Source organism: Streptomyces sp. NPDC055243 (assembly GCF_044544025.1).
In the GTDB taxonomy this organism is placed as follows: Bacteria; Actinomycetota; Actinomycetes; order Streptomycetales; family Streptomycetaceae; genus Streptomyces.
Genome location: NZ_JBITWR010000009.1, coordinates 372,650 through 393,610, shown reverse-complemented (window position 1 = coordinate 393,610; position 20,961 = coordinate 372,650). Strand labels below are relative to the sequence as shown.

Annotated in this window: 17 protein-coding genes; 6 read left to right on the top strand and 11 right to left on the bottom strand. The window is 71.0% G+C overall.

Features of this window, described 5'->3' with window-relative positions:
* Nucleotides 1-69: 69 nt before the first annotated feature.
* The 3 genes from pta (at nucleotide 70) to pyk (ending at nucleotide 4,959) form a co-directional block, all read left to right on the top strand.
* Nucleotides 70-2,154 carry a phosphate acetyltransferase gene (gene pta / locus ACIGXX_RS27050; RefSeq protein WP_351163980.1) on the top strand — a complete coding sequence of 695 codons (2,085 nt, stop codon included), beginning with the start codon at nucleotides 70-72 and terminating at the stop codon, nucleotides 2,152-2,154.
* Nucleotides 2,155-2,208: 54 nt separating this feature from the next.
* Nucleotides 2,209-3,417: an acetate kinase gene (locus ACIGXX_RS27045; protein WP_351163979.1), complete on the top strand. Its 1,209-nt coding sequence runs from the start codon at nucleotides 2,209-2,211 to the stop codon at nucleotides 3,415-3,417.
* Between the two features lie 111 nt (nucleotides 3,418-3,528).
* The gene (gene pyk, locus ACIGXX_RS27040; protein ID WP_351163978.1) at nucleotides 3,529-4,959 is read left to right on the top strand and encodes a pyruvate kinase; all 1,431 of its coding nucleotides are present in this window, start codon (nucleotides 3,529-3,531) and stop codon (nucleotides 4,957-4,959) included.
* 106 nt (nucleotides 4,960-5,065) lie between these two features.
* Here pyk and ACIGXX_RS27035 read toward each other — a convergent pair whose 3' ends face one another.
* From ACIGXX_RS27035 to ACIGXX_RS27020, 4 genes are all read right to left on the bottom strand, one after another.
* On the bottom strand, nucleotides 5,066-6,406 hold the full coding sequence (locus ACIGXX_RS27035; protein ID WP_399979436.1) for a hypothetical protein: 1,341 nt from the start codon (nucleotides 6,404-6,406) through the stop codon (nucleotides 5,066-5,068).
* Nucleotides 6,396-6,950 (bottom strand): DUF6114 domain-containing protein, encoded by a 555-nt coding sequence (locus ACIGXX_RS27030; RefSeq protein WP_351163976.1) that lies wholly within the window; start codon nucleotides 6,948-6,950, stop codon nucleotides 6,396-6,398. Before ACIGXX_RS27030 ends, ACIGXX_RS27035 begins: the two co-directional genes overlap by 11 nt.
* A gap of 146 nt (nucleotides 6,951-7,096) precedes the next feature.
* Nucleotides 7,097-7,714 (bottom strand): DUF6230 family protein, encoded by a 618-nt coding sequence (locus ACIGXX_RS27025; RefSeq protein ID WP_351163975.1) that lies wholly within the window; start codon nucleotides 7,712-7,714, stop codon nucleotides 7,097-7,099.
* 692 nt (nucleotides 7,715-8,406) lie between these two features.
* Nucleotides 8,407-9,396, bottom strand: a complete 990-nt coding sequence (locus ACIGXX_RS27020; protein ID WP_351163974.1) for a tetratricopeptide repeat protein — start codon at nucleotides 9,394-9,396, stop codon at nucleotides 8,407-8,409.
* Between the two features lie 388 nt (nucleotides 9,397-9,784).
* Here ACIGXX_RS27020 and ACIGXX_RS27015 point away from each other — a divergent pair, with 388 nt between their 5' ends.
* Nucleotides 9,785-10,417: a TetR/AcrR family transcriptional regulator gene (locus tag ACIGXX_RS27015; protein ID WP_361473119.1), complete on the top strand. Its 633-nt coding sequence runs from the start codon at nucleotides 9,785-9,787 to the stop codon at nucleotides 10,415-10,417.
* Between the two features lie 754 nt (nucleotides 10,418-11,171).
* Here the strand turns inward: ACIGXX_RS27015 and ACIGXX_RS27010 are convergent.
* Nucleotides 11,172-12,191 (bottom strand): SDR family NAD(P)-dependent oxidoreductase, encoded by a 1,020-nt coding sequence (locus ACIGXX_RS27010; protein WP_383820988.1) that lies wholly within the window; start codon nucleotides 12,189-12,191, stop codon nucleotides 11,172-11,174.
* On the bottom strand, nucleotides 12,188-13,369 hold the full coding sequence (locus ACIGXX_RS27005) for a UDP-N-acetylglucosamine--N-acetylmuramyl-(pentapeptide) pyrophosphoryl-undecaprenol N-acetylglucosamine transferase (protein WP_399979429.1): 1,182 nt from the start codon (nucleotides 13,367-13,369) through the stop codon (nucleotides 12,188-12,190). Before ACIGXX_RS27005 ends, ACIGXX_RS27010 begins: the two co-directional genes overlap by 4 nt.
* Nucleotides 13,370-13,501: 132 nt before the next feature.
* Between ACIGXX_RS27005 and ACIGXX_RS27000 the strand changes: the two genes are divergently transcribed.
* Nucleotides 13,502-14,206, top strand: coding sequence for a response regulator transcription factor (locus ACIGXX_RS27000; protein ID WP_351163970.1), 705 nt, complete (start codon nucleotides 13,502-13,504; stop codon nucleotides 14,204-14,206).
* Nucleotides 14,203-15,591, top strand: a complete 1,389-nt coding sequence (locus ACIGXX_RS26995) for a sensor histidine kinase (RefSeq protein ID WP_399979425.1) — start codon at nucleotides 14,203-14,205, stop codon at nucleotides 15,589-15,591. Before ACIGXX_RS27000 ends, ACIGXX_RS26995 begins: the two co-directional genes overlap by 4 nt.
* Nucleotides 15,592-15,600: 9 nt before the next feature.
* Here the strand turns inward: ACIGXX_RS26995 and ACIGXX_RS26990 are convergent, their stop codons facing one another.
* The 5 genes from ACIGXX_RS26990 to ACIGXX_RS26970 form a co-directional block, all read right to left on the bottom strand.
* On the bottom strand, nucleotides 15,601-16,686 hold the full coding sequence (locus tag ACIGXX_RS26990; RefSeq protein WP_399979507.1) for an alpha/beta fold hydrolase: 1,086 nt from the start codon (nucleotides 16,684-16,686) through the stop codon (nucleotides 15,601-15,603).
* Nucleotides 16,687-16,879: 193 nt separating this feature from the next.
* On the bottom strand, nucleotides 16,880-18,580 hold the full coding sequence (locus tag ACIGXX_RS26985) for a methylmalonyl-CoA mutase family protein (protein WP_361473988.1): 1,701 nt from the start codon (nucleotides 18,578-18,580) through the stop codon (nucleotides 16,880-16,882).
* Nucleotides 18,581-18,663: 83 nt separating this feature from the next.
* Nucleotides 18,664-18,996 (bottom strand): DUF3817 domain-containing protein, encoded by a 333-nt coding sequence (locus ACIGXX_RS26980; protein WP_351163967.1) that lies wholly within the window; start codon nucleotides 18,994-18,996, stop codon nucleotides 18,664-18,666.
* 68 nt (nucleotides 18,997-19,064) lie between these two features.
* The gene (locus ACIGXX_RS26975; RefSeq protein ID WP_351163966.1) at nucleotides 19,065-19,574 is read right to left on the bottom strand and encodes a MarR family transcriptional regulator; all 510 of its coding nucleotides are present in this window, start codon (nucleotides 19,572-19,574) and stop codon (nucleotides 19,065-19,067) included.
* Between the two features lie 10 nt (nucleotides 19,575-19,584).
* Complete coding sequence (locus ACIGXX_RS26970; RefSeq protein ID WP_399979420.1) at nucleotides 19,585-20,892, bottom strand: MFS transporter; 1,308 nt, start codon at nucleotides 20,890-20,892, stop codon at nucleotides 19,585-19,587.
* Nucleotides 20,893-20,961: the final 69 nt, after the last annotated feature.

Sequence of the window (20,961 nt, the reverse complement as noted above, 5' to 3'; positions counted from 1 at the left end):
GCTTCGCCGGGTCTTGTCGGGTCTTGCCGGGTACGCAGGGACACCGCAGCGAAGAAGGGGAGAGCACGCGTGACGCGCAGCGTGTACGTGACCGGGATCGACCGGGGCGACGGCCGCCAGGTCATCGAGCTGGGAGTCATGGAACTCCTGACCCGTCAGGTCGACCGGGTGGGGGTCTTCCGGCCGCTGGTCCACGACGGGCCCGACCGGCTCTTCGATCTTCTCCGCGCCCGCTACCGGCTCGCGCAGGACGCGGCATCGGGGTACGGGATGGACTACCACGAGGCCTCCGCGATCCAGGCCGAGCAGGGCACCGACGAGCTGGTCTCCCAGCTCGTCGACCGTTTTCACCGGGTGGCCAGGGACTACGAGGTCGTCCTCGTGCTCGGCACGGACTTCGCCGACACCCAGCTCCCCGACGAGCTGTCCCTCAACGCCCGCCTCGCCAACGAGTTCGGGGCGTCGGTGATACCCGTCGTCGGCGGCAAGAACCAGACCGCCGAATCGGTCCGCGCCGAGACGCGCAACGCATATCGCGCCTACGAGAGCCTGGGCTGCGACGTCCTCGCCATGGTCACCAACCGGGTGGCGCCCGCCGACCGCGACGAGATCCACGACGGCCTCGCGGCCGGCCTCCCCGTGCCCAGCTACGTCCTGCCGGACGAGCCCGCCCTGGCCGCCCCCACGGTCGCCCAGATCACCCACGCGCTCGGCGGCCGCGTCGTGCTCGGCGACGACGCGGGCCTGGCCCGTGACGCGCTCGACTTCGTCTTCGGCGGCGCGATGCTGCCGAACTTCCTGAACGCCCTGACCCCGGGCTGCCTCGTGGTCACCCCCGGCGACCGCGCCGACCTCGTCGTGGGCTCGCTCGCCGCGCACAGCGCCGGTACGCCGCCCATCGCGGGCGTCCTGCTCACCCTCAACGAGCAGCCCGGCGAGGCGATCCTGAAGCTCGCCGACCGCCTCGCGCCCGGCACCCCGGTAATCGCGGTGACCGGCGGCTCCTTCCCCACCGCGGGCGAACTCTTCGCCCTGGAGGGGAAGTTGAACGCCGCCACGCCCCGCAAGGCGGAGACCGCCCTCGGCCTCTTCGAGCGCTACGTCGACACGGCCGGGCTGCTCACCCGCGTACAGGCCCCCAGCAGCGACCGCGTCACGCCGATGATGTTCGAGCACAAGCTCCTGGAGCAGGCCCGCTCCGACAAGCGCCGCGTCGTCCTGCCCGAGGGCACCGAGGAGCGCGTCCTGCGCGCCGCCGACGTGCTCCTTCGCCGCGGTGTCTGCGACCTGACGCTGCTCGGCCCCGTCGAGCAGATCCGCAAGAAGGCCGCCGACCTCGGCGTCGACCTCGCCGACTCGCAGCTCATCGACCCGCAGACCTCCGAGCTGCGGGACGCGTTCGCCGCCAAGTACGCCGAGCTGCGCGCCCACAAGGGCGTCACCGTCGAGCTGGCGTACGACGTCGTCGCCGACGTGAACTACTTCGGCACGCTGATGGTGCAGGAAGGGTTCGCCGACGGCATGGTGTCGGGGTCCGTGCACTCCACGGCCGCCACCATCCGGCCCGCCTTCGAGATCATCAAGACGAAGCCCGACGCCTCGATCGTCTCCTCCGTCTTCTTCATGTGCCTCGCCGACAAGGTGCTCGTGTACGGCGACTGCGCGGTCAACCCGGACCCGAACGCCGAGCAGCTCGCCGACATCGCCGTCCAGGCCGCCGCCACCGCCGAGCAGTTCGGCGTGGAGCCGCGGATCGCGATGCTCTCGTACTCGACGGGTACGTCCGGGTCGGGCGCCGACGTCGACAAGGTGCGCGAGGCGACCGAGCTGGTGCGCCGCAGCCGCGGCGATCTGAAGATCGAGGGGCCGATCCAGTACGACGCCGCCGTGGAGCCCTCGGTCGCGGCGACGAAGCTGCCGGACTCGGAGGTCGCGGGCCAGGCCAGCGTGCTGATCTTCCCGGACCTGAACACCGGCAACAACACCTACAAGGCCGTGCAGCGCTCGGCCGGCGCGATCGCCGTCGGCCCGGTGCTCCAGGGCCTGCGCAAGCCGGTCAACGACCTGTCCCGCGGCGCCCTCGTGCAGGACATCGTCAATACCGTCGTCATCACCGCGATCCAGGCGCAAGGCCGCCCGGCCACCTCCGTGTAGCACCCTCGTATGACAGAGCGACCTCGTATGACGTCTACAGAAAGCATCTCCGCCGTGACCGCCACCCGCGTCCTCGTCCTCAACTCCGGCTCCTCGTCGGTGAAGTACCAGCTGCTCGACATGCGGGACAGCTCACGTCTCGCGGTCGGCCTGGTCGAGCGCATCGGCGAGGAGACGTCGCGGCTCAAGCACACGCCGCTGACGGGCGGCGACGAGCGCGAGCGCGAGGAACCGATCGCCGACCACGAGGCCGCCCTGAAGGCGGTCGCCGCCGAGCTGACCGCCGACGGGCTCGGCCTGGACTCCCCCGAGCTGGCCGCGATCGGCCACCGGGTGGTGCACGGCGGCCTGAAGTTCACCGCGCCGACGGTCATCACGGACGAGGTGCTCGCGGAGATCCAGCGGCTCGTCCCGGTGGCGCCGCTGCACAACCCGGCCAACATCACCGGCATCCGCACGGCCCAGGCCCTGCGTCCTGACCTCCCCCAGGTCGCCGTCTTCGACACGGCGTTCCACACGACGATGCCGGAGTCTGCGGCCCGCTACGCGATCGACGTGGCCACCGCCGACCAGCACCGCGTGCGGCGCTACGGCTTCCACGGGACGTCGCACGCGTACGTCTCCCGCAAGACCGCCTGGCTCCTCGGCAAGGCGCCCGAGGACGTGAACGTCATCGTGCTGCACCTGGGCAACGGCGCGTCGGCGAGCGCCGTGCGGGGCGGCAGGTGCGTGGAGACTTCGATGGGGCTCACGCCGCTTGAGGGGCTCGTGATGGGTACCCGTTCCGGTGACGTGGACCCGGCGGTCGTCTTCCACCTGGCCCGCGTCGGCGGGATGTCGATCGACGAGGTCGACACCCTGCTCAACAAGAAGAGCGGTCTGGTCGGTCTCTGCGGCGACAACGACATGCGGGAGATCCGGCGCCGGATCGACGGCGGCGACGAGGCCGCCGCGCTCGCCTTCGACATCTACATCCACCGTCTGAAGAAGTACATCGGCGCCTATTACGCGGTGCTCGGCCGGGTGGACGCCATCGCGTTCACGGCGGGGGTCGGTGAGAACGCGGCGCCGGTGCGGGAGGCTGCCGTCGCGGGTCTGGAGGAGCTGGGGCTCGCGGTCGACGGAGAACTCAACGCCGTACGTTCCGACGAGGCTCGGCTGATCTCGCCGGAGTACGCACGGGTCGCGGTCGCCGTCGTCCCCACCGACGAGGAGCTGGAGATCGCGCGGCAGACCTATGCACTGGTCGAAAACCCGTCATAAACGCGATACATCAGCAATTCATCACCGCAACGCCTGAGCGCACTTCCGCCCATTTGTAGATTCCACCAGACGGAATATTCCGAAGCGAAACAAACCGATAGGATCGCCCCCATGCGCCGTTCCAAAATCGTCTGCACGCTGGGCCCCGCCGTCGACTCCGAAGAGCAGCTCGTCTCGCTGATCGAAGCCGGTATGAGTGTGGCCCGCTTCAACTTCAGCCACGGCACGCACGCCGAGCACCAGGGGCGGTACGACCGCGTCCGTGCGGCTGCCGACAAGACCGGCCGTGCCATCGGCGTCCTCGCCGACCTGCAGGGTCCGAAGATCCGTCTGGAGACCTTCGCCGAGGGACCCGTCGAGCTGGTGCGCGGTGACGAGTTCACCATCACCACCGAGGACGTCCCCGGCGACAAGTCCATCTGCGGCACCACCTACAAGGGCCTGCCCGGAGACGTCTCCAAGGGCGACCAGGTCCTGATCAACGACGGCAACGTCGAGCTGCGCGTCGTCGAGGTGGAGGGCCCGCGCGTCAAGACGATCGTCGTCGAGGGCGGTGTCATCTCCGACCACAAGGGCATCAACCTGCCCGGCGCGGCCGTGAACGTGCCGGCTCTCTCCGAGAAGGACGTCGAGGACCTGCGCTTCGCCCTGAAGATGGGCTGCGACATGGTCGCCCTGTCCTTCGTGCGCGACGCCGGCGACGTCAAGGACGTCCACAAGGTGATGGACGAGGAGGGCCGCCGGGTCCCCGTCATCGCCAAGGTGGAGAAGCCGCAGGCCGTCGACAACATGGAGGGCGTCGTCGCGGCCTTCGACGCCGTCATGGTCGCCCGTGGCGACCTGGCCGTCGAGTACCCGCTCGAGAAGGTCCCGATGGTGCAGAAGCGCCTCGTGGAGATGTGCCGCCGCAACGCCAAGCCGGTGATCGTCGCGACCCAGATGATGGAGTCGATGATCACCAACTCGCGCCCCACGCGCGCCGAGGCATCCGACGTCGCCAACGCGATCCTGGACGGCGCGGACGCGGTCATGCTCTCCGCCGAGTCGTCCGTGGGCGCCTACCCGATCGAGACCGTCAAGACGATGTCGAAGATCGTCGTCGCGGCCGAGGAGGAGCTGCTCGCCAAGGGTCTGCAGCCGCTCGTGCCCGGCAAGAAGCCACGTACGCAGGGTGGTTCGGTGGCCCGTGCCGCGTGCGAGATCGCGGACTTCCTGGGCGGCGAGGCGCTGATCGCCTTCACGCAGTCCGGTGACACGGCCCGCCGTCTGTCCCGCTACCGCGCGGCCCAGCCGATCCTGGCCTTCACCACCGACCAGGCCACCCGCAACCAGCTCACCCTGAGCTGGGGCGTGGACTCGTACGTCGTGCCGCACGTCGACAACACCGACGCGATGGTCGAGCTCGTCGACGCCGAGCTGGTCCGTCTCAACCGCTTCAACGACGGCGACACCGTGATCATCACCGCCGGTTCGCCCCCCGGCGTCCCCGGCACCACCAACATGGTCCGGGTGCACCACCTGGGCGGCGGCGAGCGCGACTGACATCGTCCGGTACGACACTGAGGGCGCCCCCTGATGCAGGGGGCGCCCTCAGCGCTTTCGCGGCTCCCGGTGGGATCTTGGCGACCGGTCGCTGATCGCGGCGGGATCAGTCGGTGATCGTCTGGCTCAGGCCGGGTACGTGCAGGTTGCCGCCGAACTGGCCCGCCTGCTTGACCTTCACGTCCGTGAAGTAGATCAGCGGGATGTTCAGGGGCGGCGGGTGCTCCGGGTCGAACGTGATCGGGATCAGGCCGAAGAGCTTGCCGGAGATCGACTCGGTGTACATCGTCGTCTCCCCGCCACGGATCGTGGAGGTGGAGCCCTTCTCGGCCTGGACGTGGTACTTCTTGCCGGCCGGGCCCTCGACGATCTGGTGCAGGTCGCCGATGTCCGTGTTCTGGACGACGTACTTCAGGGCCTGCTTGGTGTTGCCGTTGGGCATCGTCAGGTTCACGACGCCCTGGTAGTCCGCGCCCTTGAGCGTCAGCGAGCTGGCCTCGAGGTTCCACGGCTGGTTCGGGATCGGCGCGGGCGTCTGCTCGGCCTTTCCGTCGACCTTCTTCTCGACCACGCACGGGAACGGCTTCTTGCCGTTCTCGTCCGGTGCCAACGGGTCCTCGGCCTCTTCCTTGGCCTTGGCGTCGGCGGCGGCCTTCTCGGCCTCCTCCTTGGCCTTGTCGACCGTGTCCTCGGCCTTGCCGGCACCGTCCTTGACGCCGTCCTCGACCTCGCCGAGGGCGTCGTCGACGGGCTTGGTGACGTCGTCGACCGTGTCCTTCGCCTTGTCCTCGGGGGACTCGGGGGACTTCGAGGACTCGGCCTCCTCCGAGGCGGAGGGGGTCGGCGTGGGGCTCGCGGACTCCTTCTCGTCGGGCGTGAAGATGTCCTTGAGCGCGTCGCCGACACCCAGCGGGTCCAGCGGGTTCTTGGTCTCGGAGGGCTCCGGAGCGGGCTCGTCGGCCTTGTCGTCCGCGTCGGCCGGCGACGGGGTCGGCTCGGCCCCGTCGGCGTCCGATCCCGCCTTGTCACCGGCGGAGGGCGAGGGCGTCGGCTCGGCGGTGGCCTTGCCGGAGTCGTCCTTGCTCTCGTCGCTCTCGTCGGCCTTGTCGGCGGCGTCCTTCTCCGCCTGCTCGGCCTTCTCCTTCGCCGCCTTCTGCGCGGCGGCCTCGTCGGCTTCCTTCTCGGTGTCCTTGGAGGCGTCGTCCGGCGCCGTGACGCACGGACCGTCCTGGAAGGGGTTCTTCGGCAGCGGCTTGGCCTGCGCGAGCTGGGGGGTCAGTCCCATGCCCATGAGGACGGCGGTCGGCATGGCCGCGATGGCTATCGCCTTGCCCGCCGGCACGTGCAGGCGGGTGAGGAGCGGCTTTCTGGGTGCCGCGTGGCGCGGCCCGGATCTCGCGCGGGGCTCCCCCGCGGAGTCCAGTTGATGCACCTCGTCAGCCGGCACGGTGCCTCCCGTTCGTCCCGTTGTCCGGGCTCGTTCCTGACAGATCGTCCGTAGTGCCGCTCACCCCGTTCGCGGCCCCCGCGGCCGCGGGCTCCGGCGCCCCGTCGTCGGAGCTTTCGGCCCGCCCCTTCGCGGACTTCTTGACCGGCTTGGCCGCGGCCCAGGAGATGCCGAGGGCACCGCCGAGCAGCGCGAGCAGGAAGCCGATGACGAAGCCGCCGAAGTTGGAGACCACCAGAGAGACCAGTGCGAGCAGAATCGCCGCGACACCCGCGAAGATCCGGGAATGCGGCTGGAACCACATGGTCAGGCCGAGCACGACAAGCAGGACGCCGATGATCAGCGAACCGGCACCGGCGGTCGTCGCCATCCGGATCGTCATCGTGCCGATCGTGAGGTTCGCGTACGGGAAGTACATGATCGGGATGCCGCCGAGCAACGTCAGCAGACCACCCCAGAACGGGCGCTGACCGCGCCACCCTCGGAACGATCGGCGCATCCGGCCGAGCTTGTCGCCCAGCCCCACTTGCGCTTCGGCGCTCATGTCGTACAGCTCCTCGGGGAATGGCGTTTGGTTCTGTGTGTGCTGCGGATTCGGGCACGGGGACGGTTTGAGGTCAAGATTTCCGTCGCGCCCCCGCGCCCGGCCGTGCTGCGCAACAAGTACCGCTGTCTAAGGCATCAACTGCCTCAGTAGCACTCGTGCTTGCCCTTCTTGACCGACATGGCCAGACCGGAGAGCTTGAAGGTGCCGGCGGTGGTCGCCCACGCACGCTGCTTGACGTCGGTGAACTTCACCTTGTCGGCCTGCTGCGCGAACGAGTCCGGGGCGTACTTGTCGCCCTTCGCCGGGCCGGGGCCCTTGGTGGTCTGGTCGACCGAGACACCGATGTCGACGTTGGTGAACGTCGCGTCGGCCTTCAGGTCGTCGGCGTCGATGTAGAGCTTCTTGGCCGCTACCCTCGGGCCGCCCTTGCCGCCGGCCTTGAGGGTCATCGACACATCGCCGAAGACGGGGACCGGAACGACGACGGACTGACACAGGTTGGTGATCTTGGCCGATTCGAGGCCGACGACGGCGACCGGGTGGTTACCCGACTTGCCGCTGTCGAGCGCCCCGTACTGGACGAATCCCGTACCGTCGAGCTGGTCGGCAGTCACCTTGAACTGCTGACCGGACACACTGAACGATGCCGCGAGTGCACCCTGCGAGAGGGCCACGCCTATCGCGGCAGTCGCCGCGACGCTCGGCACCATGACTACGGCGAACCGCTTCCATCTGGTTCCGCCACGAGCCACGGACTCCATGACTTTCCTCCTTCTCGGACGTACATCTCCGGCCCTGACTGCTGGGCGCTCAGTCGGGCAGGGATGGGAGAAGCGCTACGTCCTCGGGAAGGAGAGCGCCCGCATGGGAGGCGCGCAACCGCGCCACTCAGCACCGGCGATCACCCCCGAGCGACAACCACTGGTCGCACGCGACACGCACAACCTGCCGGACAGGCCCTGCCGGACGGCAGAGACCCCCCTGTCCAAGACCGGCGACGGGATGTCTCCGGCCTGCTCGGTGGGGACCCAGAAACCCCGCTCCCGACTGGCTTTCGGGCTGCGGGTTAATGGACCGAGCGTCGCCGATCGTGGTGCATTCTCGGTCCCCGCACAAGGGGGTTCGTTACTGGCTAGTAACGGCGCGATAACCGAAGCACGACCGCGCGGTATCGGTCGGCCACAGACGGTGCGCCCAGTGGGCGGAACAGACCGGGATGTTGAAGGGCACAACAGGACAGAAGGCTGGCCTGGGCTTACTCCAAGTAACAGTGGCCGCGTTTACCAAGATTTGGTAAAGCGCGGCCACTGTGACGCCTTGGAGGCGAATTTTTCACTCCTGCATCACAAGCCCCGGCGTTTAGGGACTGGTCAGCGGACGGCTCGCGAAGGGTCGAACGTCCGAGCCAGGGCGCGCGGGCGGTTGCCGGACCAGGGCGCGGACCAGGGACGACTCAGAAGAGCACCCGCGCGAGCTGCGTACGCGCCGCGGTCACCCGCGGGTCGTCCGAGCCGACCACTTCGAGGAGTTCGAGCAGCCGCACCCGCGCGGCGTCCCGGTCGTCGCCCGCCGTGCGGCGGACCGCCTCGATGAGCCGCCCGAAGGCGTCCTCCACATGACCGCCCACCAGATCCAGGTCGGCGGCGGCGATCTGCGCGGCCACGTCCGCGGGCCGGTCGGCGGCGTCCTTGCGGACCTGCTGCGGGTCCAGGTCCTGGACGCGCTGCAGCAGTTCGGCCTGGGCCAGGCCGAGCTTGGCCTCCGTGTTGGCCGGGTCGTCGTTCAGTACGTTGCGGTACGCCTGGACCGCGCCGCCCAAGTCGCCCGCGTCCAGCGCCTGGACGGCGGCTTCGAGCAGGGCGTCGTACGGACCGGCGGGCACCTCGGCGACGGGAGCCTCCTGCGCGTCGCCGCCACCCTGGGCGTCCGGGTCGACGACGAGGCCGGTCAGGCCGAAGCGCTCCTCGCCGACCTGGATCAGCTGGTCCAGGGTCTGGCGGATCTGCTCGACCGGGGCCGCGCCCTGGAAGAGCGGCAGGGCCTGTCCGGCCACCACCGCGAAGACGGCCGGGATGCCCTGGACCCCGAACTGCTGCATCAGCATCTGATTGGCGTCTACGTCGATCTTGGCGAGGACGAAGCGGCCGTTGTACTCCCGCGCGAGGCCTTCGAGCAGCGGGCTCAGCTGCTTGCACGGCTCGCACCACTCGGCCCAGAAGTCGATGACGACGGGCACTTCGGCGGAGCGCTGGAGGACCTCGCGCTCGAAGCCGGCCTCGTCGACGTCGATGACGAGACTCGAAGGTGAGACGCCCGGTACGGCGCCCCCGCCCTGCCTGGCCGCTTCGGCGCGCGCCTGCTCCGCCTTCGCCTTGGCCTCCTGGGCCGCCTTCACGGCGGCGAGGTCGACGACTCCGCTCATGGACATGTTCCGTGGCTGCATGAGTACATCCTCCCCCAAGCCGTGCGGGAACCGCGCCCGTCCGAAGCCCCCCGCCGGATTGCGGGGCCAAGGACGGCCGTGGCGCCAAGGTCCCGAGGAGGACCGATGGTTGTCGGTACGAGGTCCCCACCCCGTACCAGTGCCTGCTGCTGTGGTTGTCGCTGTGGTGCTGCTGTGGTGCCGCTGTGGTTGTCGCTCGGCGAAGGAGCGTGGGCGCCGAGGAATTGCCGTTCGTCCCGCCCACGTCTCTTTCGCTACGACTCGTAGCGTAACTGTCGAGCGCCGCGGTGTGGGAGGCGGGCCCGCACGAACTCCGGTGATCTGCCTCACTCGGCGGCCGGTAGGGAACTGCTCCGGCGCGCTCCGTACTGACCGGTATGGTCACGGGATGCAAAGCCGCATCCCTCCTGCCGCCCGCACCGGCGGCCGCCCCCGCAACGCCGCGGCGGACACCGCGATCCTGGAGTCGACCCGGCAGGCCCTGGTCGAACTCGGCTGGTCCAAGCTGACCCTCGGCGACGTCGCCGCGCGCGCGGGCGTCGCCAAGACGACCCTGTACCGGCGCTGGGCGGGCAAGAGCGAGCTGGTCGTGGACGCGGTGGCGGAGCTGTTCGACGAGCTGGAGCTGCCGGACCGCGGCAGCCTCGCGGCGGACATCGAGGGCGTGGTGCTGCAGTTCGCGGCGCTGCTGAGCCGCCCCGAGACGAAGACCGCGCTGATGGCGGTGGTGGCCGAGTCGACGTCGGACGAGCCGCTGCGGGAGCGGATCCGTACGTCGATCGTGGACCGCCAGAAGCGGTTGGTCCTCGCGGGGCGCAAGCGGGCGCAGGACCGGGGTGAGCTCCCGTCGGAGCCCGATCCCGCCGCCGCGGGCCGAACGGCCGACCTCATCTTCGACGTGATCGCCGGCGCGGTGGTCCACCGCGCCCTGGTCAGCGCGGAACCGGTGGACGAAGCGTGGGCCCGCCGCTTCACGCTGCTGCTGCTGGGCGGCTTGGCGGCGGCTGCGGCCCAGCCGTAACTGGCCGGGGGCCTCCAGCAGCGTGACCCCGCCGCGCCGGGCTTCGGGACGCCCCCCGGCTGCGGCCCAGCCGTAACTGACCGGACCGGGGGCGGGCCCACCACGCGGGGCTTCGGGGCGGGCGCCCCCGGCTGCGGCCCAGCAGTATCTAGCCGGGGGCCTCCAGCAGCGTGAGCCCGCTGCGCCGGGCTTCGGGACGCCCCCCCGGCTGCGGCCCAGCACTAACTGGCCGGGGGCCTCCGGCAGCGTGAGCCTGCCGCACCCCGCCTCGGGGCGGGCGCCCCCGGCTGCGGCCCAGCCGCAACTGGCCGGGCGCCTCCAACACCGCGGGCCCGCCACGCCCCGCTTCGGGGGCGGTGCCCCCGGCTGCGGCCGCCGCGACCTACACCGCCGCTTCGCGACGGATGTCTCCCACCCACCCACCCACCCGAGCGCCCCGGATCCGCCCCACCCAGGCACGTTGACGATGCGCTGCGGGGTGAACGGGTGGGCGGGCGGGGAGAATCCGCCGCGAAGCGGCGGGACAGGGCCCGCCCCACCCACCCGCGGGGAAGGAGCGACGAGACAAGGACGTCTGGCCCACCCGCAGGGAATGAGCGGCGGCACAGGGCCCCTCTCGCCCACCCGCAGGGAAAAGCGGCGGGACAGGGGCCGCCCCGTTCACCCGCAGGGAAGAGCGGCGGGACAGGCACCGCCCCACCCACCCGCAGGGAACAGCGACCCAGGCCCCGCCCAGCCCGCCCGCAGGGCCCCCTCAGACCTGGTAGCGGTCCGCCGCGAAGAGGCGGAGATTCTGCGCGACCCACTCCGAGGTCCACTTCAAGCCCTCGCTCAAGGAAACCGACGGAGTCCAGCCCGCCCACTCCCGGGCCCGGGAGTTGTCCGACAGGAGCCGCTGGACCTCGCTGCCCGAGGGACGGAGCCGGGACGGGTCCACGACCACCTCCGCCGCACGCCCGGACGCCTCGATCAGCGCCTCCGCCAGAGCCCCGATGGAGATCTCCTGGCCCACCCCCAGGTTCACCGCATGGCCCACGGCCGCCTCGCACGCCGCCAGCGCCATGAAGCCGCGCGCGGTGTCCGTCACGTACGTGAAGTCCCGCGTGGGCGTCAGCGAGCCCAGCTTGATCTCCCGCGCCCCGGAGTGCAGTTGCGCGAGGATCGTGGGGATCACCGCGCGGGCCGACTGCCGCGGACCGTACGTGTTGAAGGGGCGCACCACCGTCACCGGCAGCTCGAAGGCGTGCCAGTGCGACAGCGCCATCATGTCGGCGCCGATCTTCGAGGCGGAGTACGGGGACTGGGGCTGGAGCGGGTGCTCCTCGGAGATGGGAGCGGTCAGCGCCGTCCCGTACACCTCGCTCGTGGAGGTGTGGACGAGCCGCCGCACGGAGTGCCGCCGGCACGCCTCCGCCACGTTCTCCGTGCCGACGACGTTCGTCTGGACGTACGCCCCCGGCGAGTCGTACGAGTAGGGGATTCCGATCAGCGCGGCCAGGTGGAAGACCGTGTCGCACCCCTCCACCGCGTCCATCACCCGCCCCGCGTCCCGGACGTCGCCCGCGAGCATCTCGACCCGCGGGTCCCCCATCAGATGCGCGAGGTGGCCCTTGTCCGCGTACGGCTTGTAGTGCACGAAGGCGCGGACCTTCGCGCCCTGCTCCAGGAGCAGATCGACGAGCGTCGAGCCGATGAAGCCCTCGGCCCCGGTGACCAGGACGGTGCGGCCCGCCCAGCCGAAGGTCGCGTCGTCGAAAGTGCCGTTGCTGCTCATGCGTACTCCAAGTGCGGTGTGTGGTGGGTGAGTTCGATGACCCGCTCGGCGAGCAGGTCCGCGGCCCGTGCGTGCGGGCCCGGATCGGCGGCACCGCTCATCGCGGCGAGCCGCGCCGGATCGGCGAGCAGCGGACCGACGAGCTCCGCGAGCCGCGCCGCCGTCGTCTCGCCGTCGGGAAGGAGCAGGCCCGCGCCCGCGTCGGAGAGGACCCGCGCGTTGTGGGTCTGGTGGTCGCCGGGCGCGTGCGGATACGGGACGAGGACGGCAGGCACCCCGGTCGCGGCGAGTTCGGCGACGGTCGCCGAACCGGCCCGGCAGACCACCAGATCGGCGGCCGCGTAGGCGAGGTCCATCCGGTCGAGGTAGGGCACGGCACGGGCGATGCCTTCCGCGCCCGCCTCCGTCAGGCGCCGCCGCGTCTCGTCCAGCGCGGCCGGTCCCGTCTTGATCAGCAGCTGCACGTCGGCGCGGTGCCGCCACCGCGCCGCGAGCCCCACGGCCGCTTCGGTGAGCCGGGCCGCGCCGAGACTGCCGCCGTTGAACAGCAGCACCCGCGCCCCCTCAGGCACCCCGAACTCCCGGCGGGCCTCGGCCCGCAGAGCCCCCCGGTCGAGCACGGCGAGCGGCGCCGCGATGGGCATCCCGGTGGTGTACGCGCGCTCACCGCCCGGCAGGTGCTCCCGGCTGCGGTCGAACGCGACGGCGATGTTCGGGGTGAGCCGGGCCGCGAACCGGTTGGCACGGCCCGGCACCGCGTTGGACTCGTGGATCAGGCTGGGCAGACCCGCCATCCGCGCCCCGACGATGACGGGAGCGCTGGGGTAGCCGCCCATCCCGACGGCGACCTGCGCGCCCTGCGCCCGCAGGATCGCCCGGCACTGGGTGCCCGACTTCACCAGGGCGGCGGGCAGCAGATACCGCTTGGCGCCCAGCGAGGGGTCGAACGGAATCATGTCGACGGTGTGGAGCCGGTATCCGGCCTCCGGTATCAGCCGGGTCTCCAGACCCCGCTGCGTGCCGACGAAGGTGACGACCGCGCCCGGCACGGCACGCCGCAGGGCGTCGGCGAGGGCGAGCCCGGGATAGATGTGTCCACCGGTGCCGCCCGCGCCGATGACGACGGAGAGAGGGGCACGGGCCCCTGCCTCGGGAGATCGCATATCGGGTGTTCGCATGGCAATGGAGCATCACGAGCAGGTCTAAGAGGGTTTTAAGAGCCGCGTTTGGCACCTTTGACCCATGAGATCTCCGAGGAGCCGCCCCCGCGGGCGAGCAGGCCGCCCCCGTCACGCGCAGGCGGGCCCAGCGTGACCACACCCCCCGCGCCCAAGATCCTCGTGGTCGACGACGACCCGGAAGTCCGCGCGGCGGTCGAGGACGCCCTCACGATCGAGGGCCACTCCGTCCGCGGCGCCGCGGACGGCAGCCGCGCGCTCGGCGCCATCGCCCGCTGGGAGCCGGACCTCGTGGTCCTGGACGTGATGATGCCCGTCATGGACGGTCTCGCCGTCTGCCGCCAGATGCGCGCACTCGGCGACCGCACCCCGGTCCTCGTCCTCACCGCCCTCGGCTCCGTCAGCGAACGCGTCGACGGCCTCGACGCGGGCGCCGACGACTACCTGGTCAAGCCCTTCGCCCTCGACGAACTCGTCGCCCGCGTCCGCGCCCTGCTGCGCCGCGCCGCCCCGGAGCAGCACTCCCCCGCCGAGGGCGGCGACCTCGCGTACGCCGATCTGGTACTGGACCCCGCGACCCGCACCGGCCGCCGCGGCCACCGCACCGTCGAGTTCAGCCGCACCGAGTTCGCCCTGCTCGAACTGCTCCTGCGCAACGCCGGGCAGGTCCTGCCGCGCGAACTCATCCAGGAGTCGGTCTGGGGACGCGACTTCGGACCCGACTCCAACTCCCTTGCCGTGTACGTCGGTTACCTGCGCCGCAAGCTGGAGTCGGGCGGCGAGCCCCGCCTCGTGCACACCGTGCACGGCGTCGGCTACCGCCTGGGCAGCCCGTGAGCGCCCGGCGCAGGCTCGGCGCCCGGTGGCGGCGCAGGCGTCCGCTGCGCACCCGGCTCGCGCTCGCCGCGGCGGCGGCCGTCGCACTGGTCGCGGTCGGCGTGTGCGCGGCAGCGTTCCTGGTCATCCGCTACAAGCTCTACCAGCAGCTCGACCAGAACCTCGCCCAGTCGGCGAGCCTCATCGCCCAGCAGCGGCACTACGACAACGAGCCGGGCGTCGTCACGGGCGAGTGCCGCTACCTCGGCGCCCCCGCCTGCTCGCAGATCGTCCCCGCCGACCCGGCCGACGATCCCTCGAAGCCCTATCTGCTCCCGGTGAGCCAGTCCACGCGGAAGGTCGCGGCCGGCCAAGCGGCGCCGTACTACACGAGCCTCACCCTGGAGGGGAGGCCGACGCGGATGTACACCACCCACTACGGCAAGGGCGACGCCGTCCAGGTCGCCCTGCGCGCCGACATCGCGGAGCGCGGCGTGCGACAGGCCGCCGGGCTGCTGTCCGCGGTGGGCGGCGCCGGAGTGCTCCTGTCGGGGCTCGGCGGCTACTGGGTCTCGCGCACCGGCCTCGCCCCGGTCGCCCGCCTCACCGCCACGGCCGAACGCATCGCGGCGACCCGCGACGCCCGCCACCGCATCGAGCTGCCGCCGGGACCGCCTGGCCGCGAGGACGAGGTCACCCGCCTCGCCGCCGCGTTCAACGCGATGCTGGCCGAGCTGGAGGAGTCGGTCACCGCACGCCGCCGCCTGGTCGCCGACGCCTCGCACGAACTGCGCACCCCGCTGACCGCGCTGCGTACGAACGCCGAACTCCTCGCCCGCGCCGACCGGTTGAGCGACGCGCAGCGCGACCGTGCGTCCGGCGCGCTGGGCCGCCAGCTGCGCGAAGTCACCGGCATGGTCAACGACTTGATCGAGCTGGCCCGCGACGAGGAGCCGCAGCCCCTCCTGGAGGAGGTGCGCCTCGCGTCGCTGGTCGCCCATGTCGTGGACGCGGCGCGCGGCCACTGGCCGCAGGTGCCCTTCACGCTCCAGGTGTCGCCGGACGCCCAGGACACGCGCATCCCCGGCGTGCCCGCACGCCTCTCCCGGCTGGTCACCAACCTGCTCGACAACGCGGCCAAGTTCAGCCCGCCGGGCACACCGGTGGAGGCATCCCTCACCCCCACCGCCCTGACGGTCCGCGACCACGGCCCCGGCATCGCGGAGGAGGACCTGCCGTACGTCTTCGACCGCTTCTACCGCGCCGAGAAGGCCCGCGCCCTGCCGGGCTCGGGCCTGGGTCTCGCGATGGCCCGCCAGATCGCCCACGCGCACGGAGCGGAGCTCTCGGCGGAGAGGGCGCCGGGCGGGGGCGCGCTGTTCAGACTGACACTGCCCGACCGGTAGCCCGGCTCGTCAGCCGTTCTTCCAGGCGCAACTGCCCAGCGTGGCCTTGCCCTTGGCGAGCGCGCGGTCGGCCTCGTCGGCGGGGAGCACGCGCGTGTGCTTGCCGCGGCAGACGACCGTGCGCTCGCCGTGGCCCGCCAGGTCGACCAGGATCTGGTCCCAGTGGCGGTACTGCACGTCGTGCCCGGAGTCCGCGTAGGTACGCACCTTCGCCTTGCCCGGCAGCGCCTCCTGCCAGGTCGTGAGGGTCGCGGGCGGCACAGTCGTGTCCTTCTTGCCGCCGTAGAGGTACACGGGGGCGTCGAGCTTCTTCAGGTCCGGGCCGGGACGGCCGCAGTACAGCTTCTGCTCGTGCACCTGCGGCGCGGGGTCCGCCTGCTGGCCGCGCTGGTTGTAGGTGCGAGCGCCTTCCTCGTACGCCGTGTCGGCGAAGCCCGGAATCGTCTTCACGGGGCTGTCGTCCGGGAACGCCCACCACTTGCGCGGGTCCCTGATGGAGTCCCGCACGGTGTCGGCGAGCGCGTCGTCGGACATCGAGCAGTACGCGGGCTTCGTGCCGTAGGGCGGCAGGGCCGCCGCGAGGTGCAGGGCCGAGATCCGCCCGGGGGCTCGACCCGCGAGCTCCGCCGCGTACGGACCGCCGCCCGAGATCGCGATCACGCTCACGTCGTCCACGCCGAGCTGGTCGAGGACCTCAAGGGTGTCGGAGGCGAAGTCGGCCTTGCCGAGCTTCTTGTCGAACTCCGTGTCGCCGAAGCCGTTGCGCTCGACGGATATGAGGCGCAGCCCCAGGTCCTCGCGCGTCGAGCGGAAGAAGTCCGTCATGTGCGCCGCGCGGGCGCTCGTGCCGGTGCCGCCGATGAACAGGACCGGCTTGCCGTCCTTGTTCCCGGTGTCGGAGTAGTGCGCCGTCCGGCCGTTCTTCAGCTTCGCCGCGTGCACGTCCGGGCCGAGCGAATCGAAGGTGTCCTGGACCTTCGGCTCGGGCGGCGGGCTCGCGCTGACGTCACCTGAGCCGTACACGGTCAGCGCGCCGAGCAGCGTGAGCGTGGCGGCTCCGATGGCGATGACGGCGGTACGAGTGGGGCCGGGCATGCTCACGGGTGACACAGGGTGACTCCAGGGGCAGGACGGGTTGACGGGCGGCGCCTACCCAGCCCCGTGCATCTGACACCCACAATTTTCAGCCGAGCTTTCCGGGGCGCCCGAGGGCGCCCCGAAGGGGCGCGGGGAACTGCGCGACCAGCCACGACGGCCCCGCAGATCCCACGCACCTCGAAGACCCGATCTAGAACCCCGGCGGCTCGGTATAGATCCCCCACTCGTCCCGCAGGGCGTTGCAGATCTCCCCCAGCGTCGCCTCCGCGCGGACCGCCTCCAGCATGGGGCCGATCATGTTCGACCCGTCGCGCGCAGCCGCCAGCATGGCGTCGAGCGAGGCCCGCACCCGAGCCTCGTCCCGTGCCACCTTGCGGGCACCGAGCACCTTGACCTGCTCCCGCTCCACCTCGTGAGAGACCCGCAGGATCTCCAGGTCGCCGGTGACGGAGCCATGGTGGACGTTGACGCCCACGACCCGCTTGTCGCCCTTCTCCAGGGACTGCTGGTACTGGAAGGCCGACTCGGCGATCTCGCCGGTGAACCAGCCGTCCTCGATGCCGCGCAGGATGCCGGAGGTGATGGGCCCGATGGGGTGCTCCCCGTTCGGGTGCGCCCTGCGCCCCCGCTCCTTGATCTGCTCGAAGATCTTCTCGGCGTCCGCCTCGATGCGGTCGGTGAGCTGCTCGACGTACCAGGAACCGCCCAGCGGGTCCGCCACATTGGCGACGCCCGTCTCCTCCATGAGCACCTGCTGCGTGCGCAGCGCGATCTCGGCGGCCTGCTCGCTCGGCAGCGCGAGCGTCTCGTCGAGGGCGTTCGTGTGCAGGGAGTTCGTGCCGCCGAGGACTGCGGAGAGCGCCTCGACAGCGGTGCGTACGACGTTGTTGTAGGGCTGCTGCGCCGTCAGCGAGACGCCCGCGGTCTGCGTGTGGAAGCGCAGCCACTGGGCCTTGTCGGTCTTCGCTCCGTACACGTCCCGCATCCAGCGGGCCCAGATGCGGCGGGCGGCGCGGAACTTCGCGATCTCCTCGAAGAAGTCCAGGTGCGCGTCGAAGAAGAAGCTGAGGCCGGGCGCGAAGACGTCCACGTCCATGCCGCGGCTCAGGCCCAGCTCGACGTACCCGAAGCCGTCGGCGAGCGTGTACGCGAGCTCCTGCGCGGCCGTCGCCCCGGCCTCGCGGATGTGGTACCCGGAGACCGACAGGGGCTTGTACGCGGGGATGTCGCGCGCGCAGTGCTCCATCAGGTCGCCGATCAGGCGCAGGTGCGGCTCGGGCTGGAAGAGCCACTCCTTCTGCGCGATGTACTCCTTGAAGATGTCCGTCTGGAGCGTGCCGTTCAGCAGGCCCGGGTCGATGCCCTGGCGCTCGGCGGCGACCAGGTACATGCAGAAGACGGGGACGGCGGGTCCGGAGATCGTCATCGACGTCGTGACGTCACCGAGCGGGATGTCCTTGAACAGGACCTCCATGTCGGCGGCCGAGTCGATGGCGACCCCGCAGTGCCCGACCTCGCCGAGGGACTGGGGCTCGTCGGAGTCCCGGCCCATCAGGGTCGGCATGTCGAAGGCCACGGAGAGACCGCCGCCGCCGTTGGCCAGGATCATCTTGTAGCGCTCGTTCGTCTGCTCGGCGTTGCCGAAGCCGGCGAACTGGCGGATGGTCCAGGTCCGGCCGCGGTAGCCGGTGGGGTGGAGTCCGCGGGTGAAGGGGTATTCGCCGGGCCATCCGATCCGCTCGAATCCCTCATAGGTGTCCCCGGGCCGCGGCCCGTAGACGGGCTCGACCGGGTCGCCGGAGAGCGTGGTGAAATCCGCGTCGCGCTTCTTCGCGGTGTCGTACCGGGCCTGCCAGCGACGGCGGCCCTCCTCGATGGCGTCAGCGTCCATGCTTCGAATTTACTTGGACGTCCTAGTAAATGTCGATGGCTGACCGCCACGGGTATCTCCGTGGCGGTGTTTCCGGGGTGGTGCTACGCCTTCGCGGTGGCCGGGGAGCCGTCGACGATCAGCGGCTCGACCTCGCGCACGACCTTGCGCTCGACGAAGAAGGCGGCCGTCGGGATCGTGCCCGAGACGAGCACCCACAACAGCTTGCCGAACGGCCACTTCGCCTTGGAGCCCAGGTCGAAGGCGAAGATCAGGTAGATGATGTAGAGGACGCCGTGGACCTGGGAGACGACCAGCGTCAGGCCCTCGCCCTTGTCGAAGCCGTACTTGAACACCATGCAGGTGCACAGCACGAGCAGCATGACGGCGGTGACATAGGCCATCACCCGGTAACGGGTCAGCACGGATCGCTTCATGCCTACGAGCGTATCGGCCCGTTTTGCGCGATCTTCCGGCGGCCCCGGCACGACCGGAACGCGCGGTTCTACTGCTCCTCGAAGTCCTCCGCCGCCACCCGGAGCGGCCGCAGCATCGCGAAGATCTCCGCGCACTCCTCGGCGTCGTACACCCCGAGCCCGAAGTCCATGGCCATCAGCTCGCGGGTGGCCGCCTCGACCACCTCGCGGCCCTTCTCCGTGATGGAGGCCAGGGTGCCGCGCCCGTCGTTCGGGTTGGGGCGCTTGTCGACCAGACCGGACCTGACCAGCCGGTCGACGGTGTTCGTGACGGACGTGGGGTGGACCATGAGCCGCTCGCCGATCTTGGACATCGGCAACTCGCCCGCCTGCGAGAACGTGAGCAGGACCAGCGCCTCGTACCGCGCGAAGGTCAGCCCGTACGGCTTGACGACCGCGTCGACCTCGGCGAGCAGGATCTGGTGCGCCCGCATGATCGAGGTGATCGCGCCCATGGCCGGTACGGATCCCCAGCGCTGCTTCCAGAGTTCGTCGGCGCGGGCGATGGGATCGAAGGGGAGGCTGAGCGGCTTCGGCACGCCAAAGACCTTACCCGCCGGTCACATGGTGGTCAGCCCCGTCTCGCGATTCGGTCGCCTGTTCCCGTAGGTTGGCGGGTTTGCCGTCGGCCGTACGCTGCGTGCCGCGGACCTCCGCTGCCAGGGCGAGGCAGCAGAGGGTGCCGAGCACGCCCGACGCCGTGACGACGGTGCTCACCGCGAAGAACTCCGCCGCGAGCCCGGCGAGCGCCATCCCGACCCCCTGGATCGTCATCAGCCCCGCCGTGTGCACGGTCATGGCCCGCCCGCGCAGTTCCTGGGGGACGGCGTCGACGAACCACCGGTCGACGCCCAGCGTGTACGCCGATCCGGCGCCGGCCAGCGCGAGGGCGAGCATCGCCCACAGGAGGCCGGGCGTGACGGCGTACACGATGAGCGGCAGGAGCGTGAAGGAGGCGAGCGGCAGGGCGATGCGGGCCCGGGTGGTCGCACGGAGCGCGGAGCCGACGTACAGCTCCGCCGCGATCGTGCCGACCGGCAGCGCGCACATCAGGAGTCCGACACCCGCGACGCCGACGCCGATCTGGTCCGCGTACGGAGCGGCGAGCGCCTCCGGGACGACCATGAACATCGGCGGCGCCCAGAGAAGGAGCAGCAGCGACCGGATGCGCCGGTCGCCGAGCACCTGCCTGGCGCCGCTGAGCGAGTACTTCACCAGCGCCGAACCGGCGCCCCCGCGCGCGGGTCTGCGCCGGGTGCCGCACCGCAGGAGCAGCGCGGAGGCCGCGAACGTACCGACGGTGATGAGGAGCGCGCCGCGCGGCGGTACGACGGTGAGCAGGACGCCGCCGAGCCCGAACCCGACGAGCACGGAGCTCTGCGAGACGATCCGGAGCAGGGAGCGCCCGAGGACGAACAGGTCACCGTCGCCGAGGATGTCGGTGAGGGTCGCCATCCGCGTGCCGTTGAACACCGGCGAGACGACGGCGATGACGCAGCGCAGCGCGAGCAGCCCGAGGACGGGTGTGGCGGGCAGCGCCATGAGGGCGGCGCAGCCGGCGCAGATCACGTCGCAGAGCACCAGGACCCGTCGCGGCGGGTAGCGGTCGGCGATCCCGGACAGCAGGGTGCCGCCGACGAGGTAGGGCAGCATCCCGAGCGCGAAGGTGAGCGCGCTGAGCAGCGGCGATCCGGTGAGCCCGTACACGAGCACGGTGAGCGCGACCTCGCTGACGACGATGCCGAGCAGGGAGAGGGCGTAGGCGAGGAAGACGGCACGGAACTCGCGGATCGTGAAGAGGCGGAGATAGCCGGTGGGTTCGGGGGCGTACGTCTCCGGGATGGGCTCGTCAGACATGTGCGCACCCTGCACGCGCGCGTGCCTGCCGCCCTAGAGTTTCGGTTCCAGGCGAATCATGGGGGTGGG